Here is an 18,237-nt window from a genome sequence, read left to right as displayed (position 1 = left end):
TTATAATAGAGAGGAATAAGATAGTTGTCAATCCTCAATAGTACTGATTAACAGCCACCGCGTACAATCGGCTTACAACACAAAGATGCCTCTACAGCATCCATATGATGTAGAGGCGTCCTTTTATATAAGTGTACCTATGAGTACCGGATGCGGATACTGATCTTTCTTATATTCATACGGAAGGCTAATTTAGTAGGAAGTATGCCAAGGAGATTAAGGCCTAACCACCTCATCATACCCGGCAGTCCCAGGTTCGCCTGCATCCTGAGGGATTCCCTTCAAATGCTCGTTGAAGAAATCCAGTACCAGCCGGTTTACAATTTCGTTGCTTCGCGCACTATGAATGCTGCCCGTCATTCCGGTATATTTTAGCAGGCTTGAATAGAACTGCAGATCAGTAAAGTTGTAGTGTGCTGTGCCTTTGATATAGAGCCTGCCGCCCCCGTTCAGCGAGGCATTATTCATTATTTTCTCCTCGGCATCGATGTCAGGATCTGTATTCTGCTTCTTCACGTTATAGTATTCCTCTGACTCTATGAACAAGAACGGTTTGCTCATTTTCGGCCCGGTAAGGGTATACAAGGATCCATCCATGTCTATCCCGGCCTTCATTGCTGGAACCGAGAACATCGCCTCGTACGCAGCCGCTCCCCCGAAGGAGTGACCTATCACCCCGATTTGTTCTGCATTTATGTAATCTGCGAATTGCTGCTGCAGTTGGCCGAGGACAAAGCGGTTATCGCCGTTCCATATGTTGCCCAGCTGGGTGCCGGTTCCTGTAAAATTATCTGCGCTTAAAGAGTCATTAAACCCGGTAACTGTGCCGTTTGGAAACAAGGTCGCTGTTGAACTGTAGGTATGATCTACGGCTGCTACAATATAACCGTTTGATGCCAGATTCTCAGCAAGCGAGGTATGCAGAAGGCTGGAGGAACCGAGGCCATGATTAAGCAGGATCAGCGGATAAGGTCCTTCAGAGCGCAGCCAGTCCGCATCAGGATAAGCATTCGTATGAATGTACCGCCAATAATCCACGGCGAAGGAGGGTACTCTTAATGATCCGGCAAAAGCGGACATCAGCTTCCGGTTGCTTTGACGGTCGCCAGGGAGCCAGGGTGCAGTATGCTTCCCGTGCTTCACAGCGGCTGGATACCAGACATAAACCATTAGCTCTCTTGAATCCCCCGGGTCTGGCGTCTGAGGCTCAGGCCGGCTGCTGTCGGTGAGATGAAGAGTCTGCATGCCAACGGCATAGGGCCCTTCCGGAGCGGGGAACTCCACAACGGGGAGAATGGAAGACAGCACTGCCGAGCCGATCACCATGAGTATACCTGCAACTACAGAGCAGCGTTTCAGCAAGCGGGAAATAGATGTTCCGGAGGTTTTTCCACTAGACAACGGTTCCTGCGAACGGCCTCTAATGATTCTTGAAATGCGGATGAGCATGCCAAGAAGTACAATTATATACACGCCCGCCATTTGCCAGCGGTACCCTTCAAACCAGAGCTGTGCAGCGCACAATGTAATACTAACCGCAGTTAATATCATTGTTACCTTGAGAGGTAACTTGTGTGACACAAAGCTTAGCATAAATAATAGGGTTGACACGGTTAATACAATCTCTAATACTCTCATAATATAGCTCCTATCATTACACTCATAATAAGACCGTATGTTTCTTACATTCAGCCTATCTAAAAGCATAATAAAAATGTAGTACGCCAACTTACGTTCTAACGGTTACTTCTCTAGTTTAACATGGAGGAGAAGGCAGATTCTAATACAGTAGATTTCCGATACGATATAGCCAAATAGAATCATCGGCAAAGAGGCACGGACGGCTATTAAATGATAGAATAATAGTCATAGTCTTAAATACAGGGAGTGAATTTCTTATGAAAAAGATTGCTGCCGGAGTCATCGCCGGAGCGATATTGATGATGGGGGCGCAGGCGCTGGGCGCTTCTGCAACACTAGTAGGAAAGGCTATTCAGGCGGAGTATAGCGTGAAGGTGTACGGGAAGAAGCTGGCCGATCCGGCCATCGTAATTGACGGCAAAAGCTATGCGCCCGTTCGCGCAATCGGAGAATTAGCCGGGTTCAAAGTTACTGTAGAGGGCAAAACGATCAGCCTGGTGGAGAAGACGGGGACGGATTTTTTCTCATCCAGCGATAGAATTCCAACTGCGACTCCTGTGCCGGTTGCAACGCCGGATCCTGCTTTGACCTTGACCAAGAGCAAGCTGGAAGTTATAGACGCTAAAATTGATATTGCAGTCAACAATATTCTGACGACCAGCAGCGAGCTGAAATCAAATCCCGGCAGCGCCGAGCTGAAGCTGAAGCTTGAGCAACACAAAGCGGAATACGCAGACCTGCTGAAGCAGAAGGATCTGGAGCTGCAGAAATAAACGGAAGCCGAGTGTCAGAAAAGAAGCAGGAACAGGGTGCCAAACAGCCGTGAAGGAAGTTGATCATGGCCGGAGGGTACCCTTTTTGACGTGGATGGGCTTAAGAACAGACCGTGCAGCGTAGCGGAATGAAGCCTGATACTTCACAGAAATTCTGATCCGACGGCAATATTCTCAGCACTGTATTGTCTGTCCAGATCCCGCATGCTATATTTTGACGGTAAAAGGAATCCAGCTTCGCGGAAAGGAAGCAGCCTATGATGAAGGGGACCAGTCTCCGAATCCGGCTCCTGGTCATTATGATGTGCCTGACCACATTGCCGGTGCTCACTGTCACTACCATTGCCACCTACAACACGCGGCAATCCGTTGAGAAGGAAATGATCAATGCGAATGATTCCCGGATGCAGTGGGCCGACCAGTATCTGGAGGAGCTGATCGAACAGCTGGATACCCTGTTCTACACCCTGCAGATTAATCCGCAGCTTATGGCCGGACTTACGGATACAGACAGTCCGGACGCCGGTAACCAGTACCGCTCGCTGAACAATATCCGTGAAGCCATAACCTCGCAATTCTATACTAACTCCCGGAAGGTAGATGAGCTGACGCTATACATGCACGAGAAGCTGAAAGCCATTTCCGTTGACTTTGTCAATAGTGGAAGCGTTTCCCCGCTTAATATACACACGGGTCCCTGGAGCCGGCTGTCGCGTGAGCCAGTCAATATGTATTTCAAACAGAATGGCAGCGGGATCTACGCGTATCACGGAATCAACAGGTTTGAGGATCACCGGTTACTCGGAGGCATAGGAGTGCGGATTAATACAGAGGTATGGGAAGAGGTCAGCCATATTCTCCAGTCCGAGGCCGAGAGCTCGGTCTTCCTGCTGAATGATGAAGGGGAGCTGCTCTCAGGTTCGACGATGTCCGAGAGCTCCGGTGATATCGGCAGGCGGCTGCAGGAGCTGAATATCTCTGAGCATGGACTGGAATTCCGGCAGAAGGACGGTTACTTCTTCTTCATGAAGACAGTGGCGGATGGCCAGCTCACCCTTGTGAAGGCCATACCGTTGACTACTGTCGCCAGCAGCGCAAGGCCTACGATTGCTGCCGGATTCCTGACCGGCGGGTTATTCGTCATCGCCTCTATTCTGCTGTCCATCCTGTTCTCGCTGCGGATTACCCGCCCCATTGTCGGTCTGGCGATGTCGATGCGCAAGGCGCATGTCAGCAACTTCGAACAGCATTCTGTGCAGAGCCGCGATGAGATCGGGCTGCTGGAACGCGGCTACAACTCGATGATGGAGCGGATCAGGGAGCTGATTGAGGTAGAGTACCGCCAGGAAATTGAGGTCAAGAATGCCCAGCTGCTTGCCCTTCAGGCGCAGATCAATCCGCATTTCCTGAATAACACGCTTCAGCTGATCGGGGGGATGGCACTGTCGAGGAATGCTGATGATATCTATAGCATTACCCGGGTGATTGGCGATCTGCTGCGGTATTCCATCAGCCATGAAGGCGGGCTGGTGAAGCTGGAGGAAGAGCTTAAGCATGTGCGCAATTATGTATTCATTCAGGAGAACCGTTTCCTCGGACGCTGCACCGTAGTGATGGAGGCGGATGAGTTCTCCCGGTTCAGCCTGCTGCCGCGATTTACGCTGCAGCCGTTGGTGGAGAATGCCTTTGAGCATGGCCTGCAGCCGCAGCGGGGACCCTGGAAGCTGATCATCCGGATCAGGACCATCGGCAGCCGCACCGTGTTCATGGTGAAGGACGAAGGGGTCGGCATGGCGCCGGAGCGGCTCGGGGAGATCCGTGCTGCGCTTAGGGGCAATGTCACCATGGCGGCCGATCCCGCGCCACAGGCCGGGGAACCTCCGAAGCGGAGAATGGGGATCGGACTGAGCAATGTCCATTCGCGGCTTGTGCTGCAATTTGGAGAGAAGTATGGAATGAGCATATACAGCAAGGCCGGAGCGGGAACAATGGTTGTGATCCGGTGGCCTGCGGCCGCAGAGGGGGATGAACGAAATGCTGAAGGTACTGATTATTGACGATGAGCCCTGGTCCAGACAGGTGGTGAAATCGCTGGGGGCCTGGGAGGAGCACGGAATGCAGGTGATCGGCGAGGCGGAGGACGGAATAGAAGGGCTTGAGCTGATCGAGGCATTGCATCCCGGGCTTGTCATCACCGATATGCGGATGCCCGGACTGGACGGGGTGGAGCTGCTGGAGAGGCTGAACCGCCAGTACCCGGAGGTACAGATTATTGTAATGAGCGGGTATGACGACTTCGTCTATCTCAAGCAGGCCATCCGCTCGAAGGCGGCTGAATATTTGCTGAAGCCTGTGGACCGGACGGAGCTGAATCATGTTCTCTCAGCATGCGCGAAGGAACGGGAACGGCAGCGCTTAACCGGGTCGCCCTTAATGCTCATGGAACAATCGCTGATGGAGCATTATCTCGCCTACCGCCAGCGGATCTATGACCAGCTGCTGGCGCTGAACAAGCCGGCAGTGAGGGAGGAGCTGGAGAAGCTGGGACGGGAGCTGGAACACTCGGTGCCGCAGCATCAGCTGGAAGCGATGCTTGAGCGGACCTCCCGTGATCTGCTGCTGCTAGCAGGGGAAGCTGCGAAGACCAGCGGGATGGACCCGGGAGCTGATGCGGGAACGACAGATAAGCCGTGGCCGTCGGTCCAGGCCATGGTGACGGGGCTGGCAGCTCACTTCACAGAGCTCGTCAACACGGCTCTGGAGCAGCGCAGGAACCGCATCAGGCTGGATATGGCGGAGGTTGAGGCTTATATCCGCGGCCACTTTCATGAGCCGCTGTCTCTGGAAGGAATCGCGGCGCATTTCCTGGTGACGAAGGAGCATCTGAGCCGGGCCTTCAAGGCTGCAACCGGTGACACTGTACTTGACCGGATCACCTCCTTGCGGATGGACCGGGCCAGGGAGCTGATTGCTGGGCGCGATATGCCGATCAAGGATGCCGCCGCACTCTGCGGGTATGAGGATCTGGCTTACTTTTACCGTGTCTTCAAGAAGCACTTCGGCATTCCTCCCGGTGAGCTGCGGAGCGAGAAGTGAATTTTGCGGATGATAAATAAAAATGAAAGCGTATCAATATAATACAACTCCCGATGTTAATATCCTCAAAAGACGCTGCCCCTTATATCCCCTACACTAAAGAGGCAGACATAACAGAAGGGGGTAACAGAGATGAAGAAAGCGCTTAATACGGCAATGACACTGATGCTTGTTCTGGGAATTGTATCGGGGTGCAGCTCCGGTTCGAATGGAAATACGGCAAGTGACAGCCCGGATTCCACGCCGGCGGGAAGTGCGGCTGCGGCGACAGAAGGCCCGGCCCGGAAAGTCGAGCTGAAGGTATTTATGAGCTTCCCGCGCTTTAAGGATCAGTTCGATAAGTATTTCGAGCAATTCAAGGCCAAGGAGCTGGCGGAGAAAAATATTGATGTCACCGTGAAGCTGGAGATGCCGAACCCGGATCAGGCCAAGCAGATTCTGGAGACCCGCATGGCTTCCAATGATGCGCCGGATGTATTCACCCTCCATGCGATTGCGGATGTGCCCCGGTATTACAAGGCCGGCTATCTGAGCGATCTGTCGGATCAGGCCTTCGTACCGAAGCTGTATGACAGTGTCCGGGATACCGTTACCTATGACAGCAAGGTTGTGGCCCTGCCGCTGGAAAGTCTGTCCTGGGGGTATCTGTACAACAAGCAGATCTTCAGCGAGCTCGGCATTCAGCCGCCGCAGACGCTGGATGAGATGAAGGGGGCGATTGACAAGCTGAATGCGGCCGGGATTAAGCCGTTCGAGCTGAGCTTTCAGGAATCGTGGATTCCGCAGCTGATGATGGCGCTGTCTCTTGGGGGCATCGTCTCCTCCGAGCATCCGGACTGGGTGGAGAAAATGAACAAAGGCGAAGCCTCCTACGCGGATGTGAAGGATGTCTTCAACATAATTGATCTGATTATGGCTAACGGCACGGATAAACCGTTCGAGGTGGGCAGTGCGGCCGGTTCTACAGATTTTGCAAACGGCAAAGCAGCGATGTGGGTGCAGGGACCCTGGCAGGCGGAATCCATCCTGAAGGCTAATCCTGACATGGAATTTGGTGTAGCTCCGCTTCCTGTAAGCAATGATCCTGCTGCTACACAGATTAATCTGGCGACCTCAACCTCACTGGCTGTATCCCCTAACAGCAAGAACAAGGAAGTGGCGCTGGATCTGGTGAATTATGTGCTTGATGACAAGGATTCTTCGGCGCTGTTCGAGGAACTGAAATTTAATCCGGTAGCGAAGCAGCATACCTACAATACCTACCCGTGGGTAACCGAAGCCAGCTCCTATGTCTCTGAAGGCAAGGCTTATCTGGATCTGTCGCTCCCGAATGGTGTAACCGATGAGACAGCTAAGCTGCTGCAGAGCTACTACACCCAGGGGGTAACCCAGGATGAATTCATCAAGACACTCGATAAGACCTGGGCCAATGCGGTAAAAGCAGGCAATTAAGGGATTCCCAGAAACAGCATAGGAGTGATAGAGATGAGTGGAAGCCGTGCAAGAAGACGTTCCTTCATCCTGCTGGCCTTCGTGTTTCCCGCGCTGCTGTTCTACGCCGTATTCATGCTCGCTCCCGCCTTCGGCGGGGCATGGTACAGCTTCACGGACTGGAACGGACTGAATCCCGCCTACCATCTGGTGGGGTTCTCCAATTATATCGAAGCGCTGACGGATGATGCCTTTTTCATTGATTCAGTCTGGTTTACCCTGAAATTTGTAGTGGTTATGGTTGTAATGCAGAATGTGCTGGCGGTCCTGCTGGCGGTCCTGATCGAATCACGCAGCCGGAGCAAGGCCTGGTTCCGGACGATCTTCTTCATGCCTAACATGATCAGTATGATTATCGGCGGCTTCATGTGGCTGTTCATCTTCACCAAAGCTTTGCCTTATATCGCTGAGCATGCAGGACTCGCCTTTCTGGACCAGTCGTGGATCGGCGATCCGAAATATTCTTTTCTGGCGATTGTCATTGTCTCCCTGTGGGGCGGCGTTGGCTATCTGATGGTGATCTATATTGCAGCGCTGCAAGGGGTGCCGGATGCGCTCAAGGAGGCGGCCGCAATCGATGGTGCGAACAGCTGGCAGACCTTCCGCAGCATCACGCTGCCCATGGTCTATCCTGCGGTAACGATCGGAATATTCGTGACGCTGAACAGCTCCTTCAAGGCATTTGATGCCGTGTTCGCGCTCACGGGGGGCGGGCCGGGGCGGGCGACGCAGGTCATAGCCCTGAATATTTTTGAGGAAGCGTTCAAGATGAGCAGCCGTTACGGCTACGCCAGTGCCAAAGCCATGATCCTGTTCCTGGTGGTTCTGGTGATCACACTGATCCAGCTGAGCCTCATGAAACGAAGAGAGGTGGAGGCATGAGCACGGTCCGGGTGAATTCCACACTCAAGCCGGGTACGGCAGCACGGCGCAGAATCTCTTCGGTAATCATTATTCTGATCCTGCTGGCCGGGGCAGTAATTACGCTCTTTCCGATCTATATGGGCGTGCTGAACTCTCTGAAGACGGAAGGGGATATGATGAACAATATTCTCGCCGTTCCAGGGCAGCTGGAATTCGGCAATTATAGAGATGCTTTTGCAAAAACCAACTTCCTGCGCAGTCTCGGCAACACCGTGGTGGTAGCGGTTACCGGCCTTACCGGCATCATTCTCTTCTCATCCATGGCCGGCTACAAGCTGTCCAGAACACCCGGCAGACTGAGCACCTTCCTGTTCAACCTGTTCGTCCTGTCGATGCTGATTCCGTTTCATTCCATTATGATCTCGCTGAACCGGATTTCCATGAAGCTGGCGGTGCAGGGCTCAACGTTCGGCCTCGGCCTGATCTATATCGGACTTGGGGTGTCGATGGCGATCTTCCTGTACCACGGGTTCGTCAAATCGATCCCCCGGGATCTGGATGAAGCGGCGGTGATCGACGGGTGCGGGGAGCTCAGGCTGTTCACGACGATTATTTTTCCGCTTCTGCTGCCGATTACGACAACTGTGGCGATTCTCAATCTCCTGTGGATGTGGAATGACTTCCTGCTGCCGCTCTTGATGCTCACGGATGCCGATCAATATACACTGCTGCTGTCCACCAATATGCTGTTCGGGCAGTACGGCAATAATGACTGGTCGGCGATTCTGTCCTCGCTGGTGCTGACCATGCTGCCCGTTGTTGTGCTATATCTGCTGCTGCAAAAATATATTCTGAATGGCATCGCTGATGGCGCCGTCAAAGGGTGATAGGAGGAAATACAGATGATTCACCGGGAAGACCATGAGGTAAACGGGTTTCTATACGCGGACGGACACCGGATCCGAAACGGGGAAGGGCGCGAGCTGCTGCTGCGCGGTGTAGGGCTTGGCAGCTGGCTGCTTCCGGAAGGCTACATGTGGCGTTTCCCGGAGCAGGGAGACCGTCCGCGCCGGATCGAGGCGATGATTACCGAGCTGATCGGTCCGGAGGACGCGGAGGTATTCTGGGAGACCTACTATGACCGTTATGTGACCGAAGCGGATATCGCGCGGATTGCGGAAGAAGGCTTCAACTCCGTGCGGATTCCGATCAATGCGCGGTATATCCTGGGGGGAGAAGAGGACGGGTCCTGCTGGCACGAGGAGCATCTCGCGCGGCTGGACCGGGTTATCGGCTGGTGCAGGCATTATAGAATCTATGCGATTCTGGATCTGCACGGAGCACCCGGCGGCCAGACGGGAACGAATATTGACGACTCTGCACAGGATCTGCCGGAGCTGTTCACGGATGAGCGCAACAAGCAGCTGACCGTCGCCATCTGGCGGATGCTTGCGGAGCGGTACAAGGACGAATGGATCGTCGCAGGCTACGACCTGCTGAACGAGCCGCTGCCGGAGTGGTTCGCTGAGTATAACGATCAGGTGATGCCGCTGTACCGCGAGATTATTGCAGCCATTAGGGAAGTGGATGCCCGGCATATGATTATTCTCGAAGGTGTGCACTGGGCGACGGACTGGTCGATCTTTGAGGGGGTGCCGGGCAATGAACTGCCGGACCAGAATCTGATGCTGCAGTTTCATAAGTACTGGAACAACCCTGATACCGAGAGCATTCAGAAGTATCTGGACGCTAGAGAGCAGTTGAATGTTCCGCTGTTCATGGGGGAGGGCGGAGAGAACAACAAGGACTGGTACGCCGGTGCATTCCGGTTGTTTGAGGATCACGGAATCTCCTGGAACTTCTGGACCTGGAAAAAGCTCGATACGGATAATTCGCCCTGCTCCATCGTCCTTCCGCAAGGCTGGCACAAGCTGGTCAGTTATCTGGAGGGAGGCGCGAAGCCGGAGCGCGTGGAGGCTCAGGTGATACTGGACGAATATTTGCTCAATCTGAACCTGGTTAACTGTGTGTACCATGCAGATGTTGTCTGCTCTTTGTTGCGGCGGCTACCGGTGCGGATTCCCGCTATTTTTTATGGTTACAACGGGAGCGGTGTCAGCTTCGGGCGCGCTCCCGGCAGGCAGGCGGCGGCAGGCATCAGCTACCGTGAAGGGGACGGCATGGATTTCCGCTTTGTGGAGGGAAATCGTACGGCCCCCAATTTCCAGCATGGACGCGGCGAAGCCTGGCAGCCTGAGGAGAGGCTTAGCGTGGAGCTGGCGGAGGGGGACTGGGTGGCGTATACCTTCACTGTTCGGGATCCGGAGCGGCTGAGTCCGCAGGAGTGGGAGGGACCCCAGCACTGGCGGGAGTCGCAGGGCTCGCAGGGATCGAAGGACTGGCGAGAGTCGCGGGGCTCGCAGGGCTCGCTGGCTCTGGAGCTGCGGGTGCTGATGGGCGGGCCGGAGAGTGAGCTGCTGGTGAAGCTGGACGGTCAGGAGATCGGCCGGGTGAACGGCTGCGGGCAGGATTGGCAGACGAGGCGGATCGTAAGCAGCGGACGGCTGGAGGCAGGAAGCCATGAGCTGACTGTCAGCACTGCGGCTGGCTCTGCGGCTATCGAGTGGCTGGATTTGCGGTAGTGCGAATATGCAACAGACACGATTGGATAAGCAGTCAAGCTTTCCGGTCCGCACCAATGAAGAAGCTAGTAGAGCACCAATGACTTCACTCTTTTAATCCTTCAGGCCTCATCTTGCCCATCCACAATTTAAAGACTGATGTTCTCTACTAGCATCAATAATTGTAATAGTAACCGGGTCCGTAGATTGCGTTTTTGCAGTTTACGGGCCTGTTTCCTGTAGTAGATATTCATCTATGTTGAAGATGATTAATATGAAATTCTGTGGAGCAGGGGAAGAAGCGGATATTAAAATTCAGGAGACTGGAATTCAGAGGACTAATTTGACTGGCACAGGGATTGGAGAAAACGGTATACATCTTTTAATAACACGTGTTATACTCTCGGTGAGGTGCTGATATGGGTAAAAAAAGAGTAACCAGCTTTGACGTAGCCAAGCGGGCTGGCGTGTCCCGCAGTGTGGTTTCTGCGGTACTGAATGATACTCCCGGCATCGGGGTTGGCGCGGAAACGCGCGAAGCCGTACTGGAAGCCATCCGTGAGCTGAATTACCATGTGGACGCCGGTGCACGCAGTATGAAGACAGGAAAGAGCATGACGCTTGCTGCCTTTGGAGATACGCGCCATCCGTTGTTTACCCGGCTTCTGGAAGGGATGCAGCGGGAGTGTGAGCTCAGCGGGTATCATATACTGCTCTGCTCTCCACGTCATAAGGGAAACGCCAATGGTCGGGCCGAGCTGCTGGAGCTCTATCATCAGCGGAAGATTGACGGGATTGTGACGCTTGATCACACGAGTTATGGTGATATGGAATGGGCAGCCAAGATCGAAGCTGCCGGGATTCCGTATGTTTCAGTGGAAGGGTACGCAGAGGTGCAGGGTGTATATTCGGTATTAGCCGATTATTCAGGCAGTGTGGAGACCGCGCTGAATTATTTGCTGCGGGAAGGTTCAGCGCAGCAGCCTGGTCCGGCCTACGCTGAGATATACCATGGGGATAGCGCGGATAACTGGGCGGAGCGGAACCGCCGCGATGCTTATACCGGCTGGTGCAAGGCACATGGACTGCAGCCCGTGATAATTCAACTGGATGAGCAGCAGGGAGACTGGGCCGGGTGCCTGCAGCAGCTGGCGGCGGATAACGGCCGGCCCTATGCGCCGCTGCTGGTCAACTGGTCGAGCGCCATACCCGATCTGTACCGGGCAGCGCACAAGCTTGGCCTGCGCATCGGCGAAGATGTACGGATCATGGCGGCAGACAATACGATTCAGGGCCACCGGCTTAGCCTGCCATCCCTAAGCTGCGTGGAAATCCCCTACGTCAGCATGGGCGAGGAGGCAGTCCGCTGCCTTCTGAAGCAGATGAACGGGGTCATGGAGAAGGAACAGGCGGACAAGATTTGGCTGCCTGCGATATTGCGTGCGGGAGAAAGCGCGTAAGTGCTTGTTTTGATGTTCTTTCTCTGTTGAAATGATGTGTGAAAGCTAGGATTGGGTTCTTTGGAGCTGAGGGATCAGAGGGATAAATCCCTCTGAATCCGCTGGAAGCAGGCCGGGGAGCGGCACCGTCAATTGGTGGCCGGCCGCCATAATTTTTGTTTAATAACACGTGTTATATAAGGGAGGAGAACGGAAATGAATATGTTCTGGACAGAAGAGAAGCTTGGGGCGCGGTTGAGAGAGCTGGAGAGTTACAGGTACCGTGAGGGGATTATGCTTGAGGAGTGGCAGGTTACTGAGGATCTGGAGGGGGCTAATGGTGCCTATCCGCCTGTTCTTGATGGTGACAGGAAGCTGCGGACAGGGGAGCATTGGACCGGCTATGATGCTTATCTGTGGCTGCACCGCAAGGTAACCGTTCCAGCCGAATGGCAGGGGAAACGTGTTGTCGGGCTGTTCGATTTCGGACGTACCGGCGGGGGCAATAACAGCGGGTTCGAATCGCTGCTGTACCTGGACGGGAAGCCTTATCAGGGGGTGGACTCCAACCATCAGGAGGTATTTCTGGAAGACGGCGCGGCTGGGCGGGAGCTGAAATTCACCTTCCGCTTATGGTCAGGCCTGAACGGCGACGGGCAGCTCATCCCGCAGGAGCACAAGATCAAGCGGGCGGAGCTGGCCTATCTGGATGAGTCCACTGACAATCTCTATTATACCGGCCGGGCTGCGCTGGGTACGATCAAGCAGCTACAAGACAGCCAGATTCAGAAGCATGAGCTGCTAACCGCCTTGAACAAGGCCTTTAACAAGCTGGACTGGTCCAGACCCGGAAGCGCGGCGTTCTATGCCTCAGTTCAGGAGGCCGAGTCAAGCCTGCTCGCAGACCTGTCCCGGCTGGAGCAGGAGCATCCCGTAACTGTAACCGCCATCGGCCATACACACATCGATGTGGCCTGGCTGTGGCGGCTTACCCACACCCGGGAGAAAGCGGCCCGCTCCTTCTCCACCGTACTGCGGCTGATGAAGGAGTTCCCGGAGTACATTTTTTTGCAGACCCAGCCTCAGCTCTATGCCTATATCAAGCAGGATTACCCGGAAATTTACAGTGAGATCAAAGAGCGTGTAGAGGAAGGCCGCTGGGAAGCCGGAGGGGCGATGTGGCTGGAAGCGGACTGCAATCTGACGAGCGGTGAGTCGCTGGTGCGGCAGATTCTGTACGGGACGAAGTTTTTCCGCGAGGAGTTCGGGGTGGACTGCAAATATCTATGGCTGCCGGATGTGTTCGGGTATAGCTGGGCGCTGCCGCAGATTCTGCGCAAGTCGGGTATTGACACCTTCATGACCACCAAGATCAGCTGGAGCCAGTACAACCGGATGCCGCATGATACCTTCCAGTGGAGGGGGATTGACGGCAGTGAGGTGCTGACCCACTTCATCACCACACCCGAGGGACCGGATTCGGGGGCCTGGTATTACACCTATAACGGCCTGATCGAGCCTTTCTCTGTGCAGGGCATCTGGGAACAGTACCGGGACAAGAACCTGAACCGTGAGCTGCTGTTGTCCTATGGTTACGGGGACGGGGGCGGCGGTGTTAACCGCGAGATGCTGGAGATGCGGCGGCGGCTGGATACGATGCCGGGTCTTCCACAGGTGAAGACGGGCCGGGCAGCGGAGTACTTCGAGCGTCTCCATGAGACGATAGATGCTACGGAGGAGTATGTGCATACCTGGGACGGGGAGCTATATCTGGAGTACCACCGGGGAACTTATACCAGCCAGGCCTATAATAAAAAAATGAACCGCAAGCTGGAGCTGCTATACCGCGAAGCGGAATGGCTGCAGATGCTCTGGGCGGCGGAGAGCGGCGGATTCGGCCAGTATCCTGCGGACGCGCTCCTGGAAGGCTGGCAGATCATTCTGCGCAACCAGTTCCACGATATTATTCCCGGCTCCTCCATTCATGAGGTGTACCAGGATTCCCGGGTGGAATATGCCGAAGCAGAGCAGCTTGGCCTAGCGGCGCGGACAGCGGCTGTGGAGGGACTTGTCGGTCCCGCGTCTGCGTCTGCCGAAGGTTCGCTTGCGGCGCAAGCAGACCTCCCTCCGGCGGAAGCCCCGGTGCAGACAGAATATACGCTGTTTAACAGCGCATTCTTCACCGCTCCCCGGCTGGCAACTGTGCCTCATGATGCGGAGAATGCTGTCTGGACAGATGCTGAAGGTAACCGGCTTACTGCACAGCGCTCCGGCGGGCAGTGGCTGGTGGAGACGCCGGCGGTCCCGGCAATGGGGAGCGCAGTGATTGTGGCCGCTGAGCCTGGCGGTTCCGAAGCCGCTCAGCCGGAACCTACCGTTCCTTTCCACTGGCAGGATTCCACACTAACCACTCCTTATTATATTCTGGAGTGGAATGCATCTGGACAGCTAAGCCGGATCTTCGACCGCGGCGCGGCACGCGAGGTGCTGGCACCGGGCGAATGCGGCAATGTACTCCAAGTGTTCGAGGATAAGCCGAAGATGTTTGATGCGTGGGATATCGACCTCTTCTACCAGGAGAAAATGCAGGTCATCACCAATCTGCGCTCCGTCAAGCTGACCGAATGCGGCCCGCTCCAGGCGGTGCTGGAATTCGTCTGGAGCTACATGGATTCCTCGATTATCCAGAAGGTCAAGGTGTATGCCGGAAGCGCACGGATTGATTTCGAGACCAATGTAGACTGGCATGAGCAGCACCAGTTGCTGAAGGCGGCCTTCCCGGTTGCCGTGAGGGCTACGGAAGCGACCTATGATATCCAGTTCGGCAATGTGAAGCGGCCGACGCACTGGAATACAAGCTGGGATTATGCACGGTTTGAGAGTGTGGGCCATCAGTGGGCCGATCTGTCGGAGCGGGGCTACGGGGTCAGCCTGCTGAATGACTGCAAATACGGCTATGACATCAAGGATCATACGATGCGGCTGTCGCTAATCAAATCGGCGACCAGCCCAGACCGGCTGGCGGATCAGGGTGAGCATCACTTTACGTATGCGCTGCTTCCGCATGAAGGGGATTGGGTGGCTGCGGGCACGGTGCAGGAAGCATGGGCGCTGAACCAGCCGCTGCTGGCTGTGGAAGGAGCCTATACAGCCGGAAGCGGAAGATCCTTGATTACCTGCGATGCTCCGAACATTGCAATCGACGCGGTTAAGCTGGCCGAAGACGGCAGCGGCTGTATCGTCCGGCTGCATGAGTTCACCGGAACACGCTGCACGGCGGATGTCAGCAGCGATTATGCCGTCTCCTCCTGGCAGCTGCGCGATCTGATGGAACGCCCGCTGGAGGCTGAGCCGGTAGACGGACCTGCTATACGGCTTGATTTCAAGCCTTATGAGATCCATACGGTTCATGTGGCTTTTGCCTAATGCTTAAGCCGGGGCTGCCCGTCCAAGCAGGGTAATGCACATCAATAAGGCCGCCATTTCGGCAGGAGAGTTTTCACTACACCCTGCCGAAATTGGCGGCCTTTTTTTGAACATATAACTGTTCTTGTCTGCTTACATCAGCTTAATCAGTTCTTCCAGCTCGACTACCAGACTCTTGGCAAGCTCAAAATTATTATCCTTCAGCGCCAGTTCTACCCGGGTTTCGGCTGCTTTCTTCTTCTGCTCCAGCTCCAGATAATCTTTATCGAAATGCCGGGCATAGATCATCTTCTTGAATTTCTTGATCGTCATCTTGCGGACCGTCTTATCGTCAATGATCAGCACATAGTCCATCCCGTTGACTACGGAATAGAAGTCATGGGAGATCATGAGAATCGCGCCCTTGTACTCCTGGATGGCTTGGTCCAGCGCGATTTGCGTGTAGGTGTCCAGATGGCTAGTCGGCTCGTCTAGCAGCAGGACATTGGCCTTCAGGGCAGACACCTTGGCCAGCTGTAACAAATTCTTTTCGCCGCCGGACAGGGCTGCTATTCTCTGGTTCACGATCTCGCCTTCAAAGCCGTAGCCTGCCAGATGGGAGCGGATCTCATCATACGTAGCCATCCCGGCCTCGATGAATTCTTCCAGCAGGGTGTTGGAATCGTTCAGCACTTCGCCTTGAAGCTGGGACAGATAAGCTACCGCAGCCTCCGGGCTGAGGGTTATAGAGTCGTGTTGGCCCCGCGCAATATCGCGCAGCAGGGTTGTTTTGCCGGTACCGTTCGGACCGATCAGGGCGACTTTATCACCAGCATTCAGCTCGAAGCTAACCTTGTCCAGCAGCAGCTCATCGAAGGCCGCCCGGTAATCCTGGACTGTCACTACAGGAGTGTCAGTGTCCTGCGGCTCATGCACCATCCCCAAATGAATCTGCGGCTGCTTAATGTCCACGAACGGCGCTTTGATTCTGCGGGCCTCCAGTCTTTCCTGGAACTTCACTCTCGCTTTCAGCGCTCTCCCTCTGGAGGCTTCTGAATTATACGTGGCGATCGCCCGGAGGTTGTCGATGATCACATCGTTGCGCTCAATCTCTTCCTGTTCAGCGAGGGCCAGCTCCTGCAGCTCTATTTTGGTCTGAAGGAGGGAGAGGTTGTATTCCAGGTAGCGGCCGTCAAACTCTTGGAGCTCCTTATTCTCCAGGTGAATGATTTTGTTAAAACAATGGTTAAGCAGATAACGGTTGTGCGTAACCACCAGCAGAATTCCCTTATGAGCGTTAATCAGCTGCCGGAGCGCATTCAGGTTCTCGAAGTCCAGGAAGACATCCGGCTCATCCATAATCAGGAAGTCGGGGCGGTTCAGCATTTCCTTCATTACCTGAACAAGCTTGAATTCCCCGCCGCTCAGCTCGGATACCTTGAGATCCCTGCGCTTCATGAGGTCTGCCAGATTCAGCTTTTTATGAATAAGACTCTCGTAATCATCTCCGCCCAAAGCCTCAAAAGCGTCCAGAGCCAGTTGATACTTCTCCAGCAGCGGCTCAATATCCGCCGAGGTCTCCATCTCAGTGCAGATGAGCTGTATTTCCTCCTGTAGCTTAATGAAAGGTCCGGCTATATATTCAAACACGGTGGTGTCTAGAGACTGGTCAGGCTTGGCGAACTGGCTCACATACCCGATGCTGCAATCAGGCTCCATCTCTATTGTACCGTCGAACAAATATCTGTTCCGGTCGATGAGAATATCGATCAGGGTGCTTTTTCCGCTGCCGCTGGTTCCGATAAAAGCGCAATGCTGCGCCTCTTCGAGCGTAAACGAAATGTCAGTGTAGAGCTCTTTTTGCGGGAAGGAGAAGGACAGGTGTTGAACTTTAATCATAGGACTACCTTTCTGTGTAGCTGGAATGGAGTTTACCGTTGATAGCCTAACACTATTTCCTGATAACATCAATGATTCCGCGTTAAAGTTGTTCCTCCGGGTTCACCGCTTCCATCTGTTTCCTTCCCGGTGTTTGCCGGTAGATCCCCGGTGTGGTACCGATAATCCGCTTGAACACCAGATTGAACGTTGACGGATCGCGGTAGCCTACCTGCTCTGCAATGAGGTGAACGGGCGAATTGGGCTGCTGGACCAGCAGCAGACAGCTTTTCTGAATCCGGACGTTCTGCAGGTACCGGTAGAAGGTCTGCCCGGTATGCGCCTTGAATAGCCGCTGAAGATGCCGTTCACTCCAGTCGAAGCTGCGTGAGAGATGCGTCAGGGTAATCTCCTGCACATAGTTCAGGTGGACATAATTCAGAATCTGCAAAAATTGCGTCTGCTTGCCCAACGGAAACTGAATCTCATCATGCTCCAGCCTGTAGATACTGATCAGAAGCTGAATGAACAGGGTCAGCAAATAGCTGTCCGAGCCGCTCTGCGGCAGGTGAAGCTCACGGTGAAGCGCCAGAAACAGGTTCTCTATGGAACCATTCAGATCCGTCAGGGAGAAGGAAGGCAGCCGTTGTTCTCTGATCTGCTCCAGGTAGGAGGCAATCGGCGGGTCTTGAATCACGCAGGCAAGACGGTCCAGCAGCTCCGGCTTAAACAAACAATTGTACACGACGAGCGGCTCGCGCAGAGAGCTGGGTGAAGACGGACGGAAGACATGGGACACGCCGACAGGAATGAAGTGCAGCTGGCCCTTGCCGGTCGGGTGAGCCTTCTGGCCGATATAATGAAAGCCTTTGCCCTCGGCCACGAAGGTCAGCTCCATGAAGTCATGGGAGTGAAGCGGAAGATCATAGGTCTCGGTAGCGCGGTTCACATATAACAGGAGATTGCCCCGGAAGAAATACTCCCCTTTTAGCGTATGGTTGGCCGAATCCATCAGTTCCCTCCTCCAGA

General features: G+C 54.4%; 12 protein-coding genes. 9 read left to right on the top strand and 3 right to left on the bottom strand.

What is annotated here, in order from left to right:
- Window positions 1-216: 216 nt before the first annotated feature.
- Window positions 217-1,326, bottom strand: coding sequence for an alpha/beta hydrolase family protein (locus tag NST26_RS22135; protein WP_340951332.1), 1,110 nt, complete (start codon window positions 1,324-1,326; stop codon window positions 217-219).
- 572 nt (window positions 1,327-1,898) lie between these two features.
- Here NST26_RS22135 and NST26_RS22130 point away from each other — a divergent pair.
- The 9 genes from NST26_RS22130 to NST26_RS22090 all read left to right on the top strand — a co-directional run bounded on the left by NST26_RS22130 (window position 1,899) and on the right by NST26_RS22090 (window position 15,351).
- The gene (locus NST26_RS22130; RefSeq protein WP_051478579.1) at window positions 1,899-2,414 is read left to right on the top strand and encodes a hypothetical protein; all 516 of its coding nucleotides are present in this window, start codon (window positions 1,899-1,901) and stop codon (window positions 2,412-2,414) included.
- A gap of 257 nt (window positions 2,415-2,671) precedes the next feature.
- Window positions 2,672-4,471, top strand: coding sequence for a sensor histidine kinase (locus NST26_RS22125; RefSeq protein ID WP_051478581.1), 1,800 nt, complete (start codon window positions 2,672-2,674; stop codon window positions 4,469-4,471).
- The gene (locus NST26_RS22120; RefSeq protein ID WP_340951341.1) at window positions 4,449-5,510 is read left to right on the top strand and encodes a response regulator transcription factor; all 1,062 of its coding nucleotides are present in this window, start codon (window positions 4,449-4,451) and stop codon (window positions 5,508-5,510) included. Before NST26_RS22125 ends, NST26_RS22120 begins: the two co-directional genes overlap by 23 nt.
- Before the next feature lie 132 nt (window positions 5,511-5,642).
- The gene (locus tag NST26_RS22115; RefSeq protein WP_340951343.1) at window positions 5,643-6,962 is read left to right on the top strand and encodes an ABC transporter substrate-binding protein; all 1,320 of its coding nucleotides are present in this window, start codon (window positions 5,643-5,645) and stop codon (window positions 6,960-6,962) included.
- Between the two features lie 33 nt (window positions 6,963-6,995).
- Window positions 6,996-7,883, top strand: coding sequence for a carbohydrate ABC transporter permease (locus NST26_RS22110; RefSeq protein ID WP_076081176.1), 888 nt, complete (start codon window positions 6,996-6,998; stop codon window positions 7,881-7,883).
- Window positions 7,880-8,752, top strand: a complete 873-nt coding sequence (locus NST26_RS22105) for a carbohydrate ABC transporter permease (RefSeq protein ID WP_340951344.1) — start codon at window positions 7,880-7,882, stop codon at window positions 8,750-8,752. Before NST26_RS22110 ends, NST26_RS22105 begins: the two co-directional genes overlap by 4 nt.
- 15 nt (window positions 8,753-8,767) lie before the next feature.
- A complete protein-coding gene (locus NST26_RS22100; RefSeq protein WP_340951346.1) occupies window positions 8,768-10,507 on the top strand; it encodes a glycoside hydrolase family 5 protein in 1,740 nt (579 codons plus the stop codon).
- Between the two features lie 398 nt (window positions 10,508-10,905).
- Window positions 10,906-11,946, top strand: coding sequence for a LacI family DNA-binding transcriptional regulator (locus NST26_RS22095; protein ID WP_036731728.1), 1,041 nt, complete (start codon window positions 10,906-10,908; stop codon window positions 11,944-11,946).
- A gap of 201 nt (window positions 11,947-12,147) precedes the next feature.
- Window positions 12,148-15,351: an alpha-mannosidase gene (locus tag NST26_RS22090; protein WP_340958019.1), complete on the top strand. Its 3,204-nt coding sequence runs from the start codon at window positions 12,148-12,150 to the stop codon at window positions 15,349-15,351.
- Between the two features lie 132 nt (window positions 15,352-15,483).
- Here NST26_RS22090 and NST26_RS22085 read toward each other — a convergent pair whose 3' ends face one another.
- Window positions 15,484-17,229: an ABC-F family ATP-binding cassette domain-containing protein gene (locus tag NST26_RS22085; protein WP_340951348.1), complete on the bottom strand. Its 1,746-nt coding sequence runs from the start codon at window positions 17,227-17,229 to the stop codon at window positions 15,484-15,486.
- An 82-nt stretch (window positions 17,230-17,311) separates the two neighbouring features.
- Entirely contained in the window at window positions 17,312-18,220 is a 909-nt protein-coding gene (locus NST26_RS22080) for a helix-turn-helix transcriptional regulator (protein ID WP_036731732.1), read from the bottom strand.
- Window positions 18,221-18,237: the final 17 nt, after the last annotated feature.

Source organism: Paenibacillus sp. FSL R7-0128, assembly GCF_038002245.1.
Lineage (GTDB): Bacteria > Bacillota > Bacilli > Paenibacillales > Paenibacillaceae > Paenibacillus_AQ > Paenibacillus_AQ silagei.
Note: the sequence above shows the minus strand (reverse complement) of the source record. Positions and strands in the feature narration are given on the sequence as shown.

Bases quoted from the DNA above. Each gene is read 5' to 3' on its own strand.
- NST26_RS22135 (WP_340951332.1), bottom strand. From the start codon at position 1,326: ATGGTGATCGGCTCGGCAGTGCTGTCTTCCATTCTCCCCGTTGTGGAG.
- NST26_RS22130 (WP_051478579.1), top strand. From the start codon at position 1,899: ATGAAAAAGATTGCTGCCGGAGTCATCGCCGGAGCGATATTGATGATG.
- NST26_RS22125 (WP_051478581.1), top strand. From the start codon at position 2,672: ATGATGAAGGGGACCAGTCTCCGAATCCGGCTCCTGGTCATTATGATG.
- NST26_RS22120 (WP_340951341.1), top strand. From the start codon at position 4,449: ATGCTGAAGGTACTGATTATTGACGATGAGCCCTGGTCCAGACAGGTG.
- NST26_RS22115 (WP_340951343.1), top strand. From the start codon at position 5,643: ATGAAGAAAGCGCTTAATACGGCAATGACACTGATGCTTGTTCTGGGA.
- NST26_RS22110 (WP_076081176.1), top strand. From the start codon at position 6,996: ATGAGTGGAAGCCGTGCAAGAAGACGTTCCTTCATCCTGCTGGCCTTC.
- NST26_RS22105 (WP_340951344.1), top strand. From the start codon at position 7,880: ATGAGCACGGTCCGGGTGAATTCCACACTCAAGCCGGGTACGGCAGCA.
- NST26_RS22100 (WP_340951346.1), top strand. From the start codon at position 8,768: ATGATTCACCGGGAAGACCATGAGGTAAACGGGTTTCTATACGCGGAC.
- NST26_RS22095 (WP_036731728.1), top strand. From the start codon at position 10,906: ATGGGTAAAAAAAGAGTAACCAGCTTTGACGTAGCCAAGCGGGCTGGC.
- NST26_RS22090 (WP_340958019.1), top strand. From the start codon at position 12,148: ATGTTCTGGACAGAAGAGAAGCTTGGGGCGCGGTTGAGAGAGCTGGAG.
- NST26_RS22085 (WP_340951348.1), bottom strand. From the start codon at position 17,229: ATGATTAAAGTTCAACACCTGTCCTTCTCCTTCCCGCAAAAAGAGCTC.
- NST26_RS22080 (WP_036731732.1), bottom strand. From the start codon at position 18,220: ATGGATTCGGCCAACCATACGCTAAAAGGGGAGTATTTCTTCCGGGGC.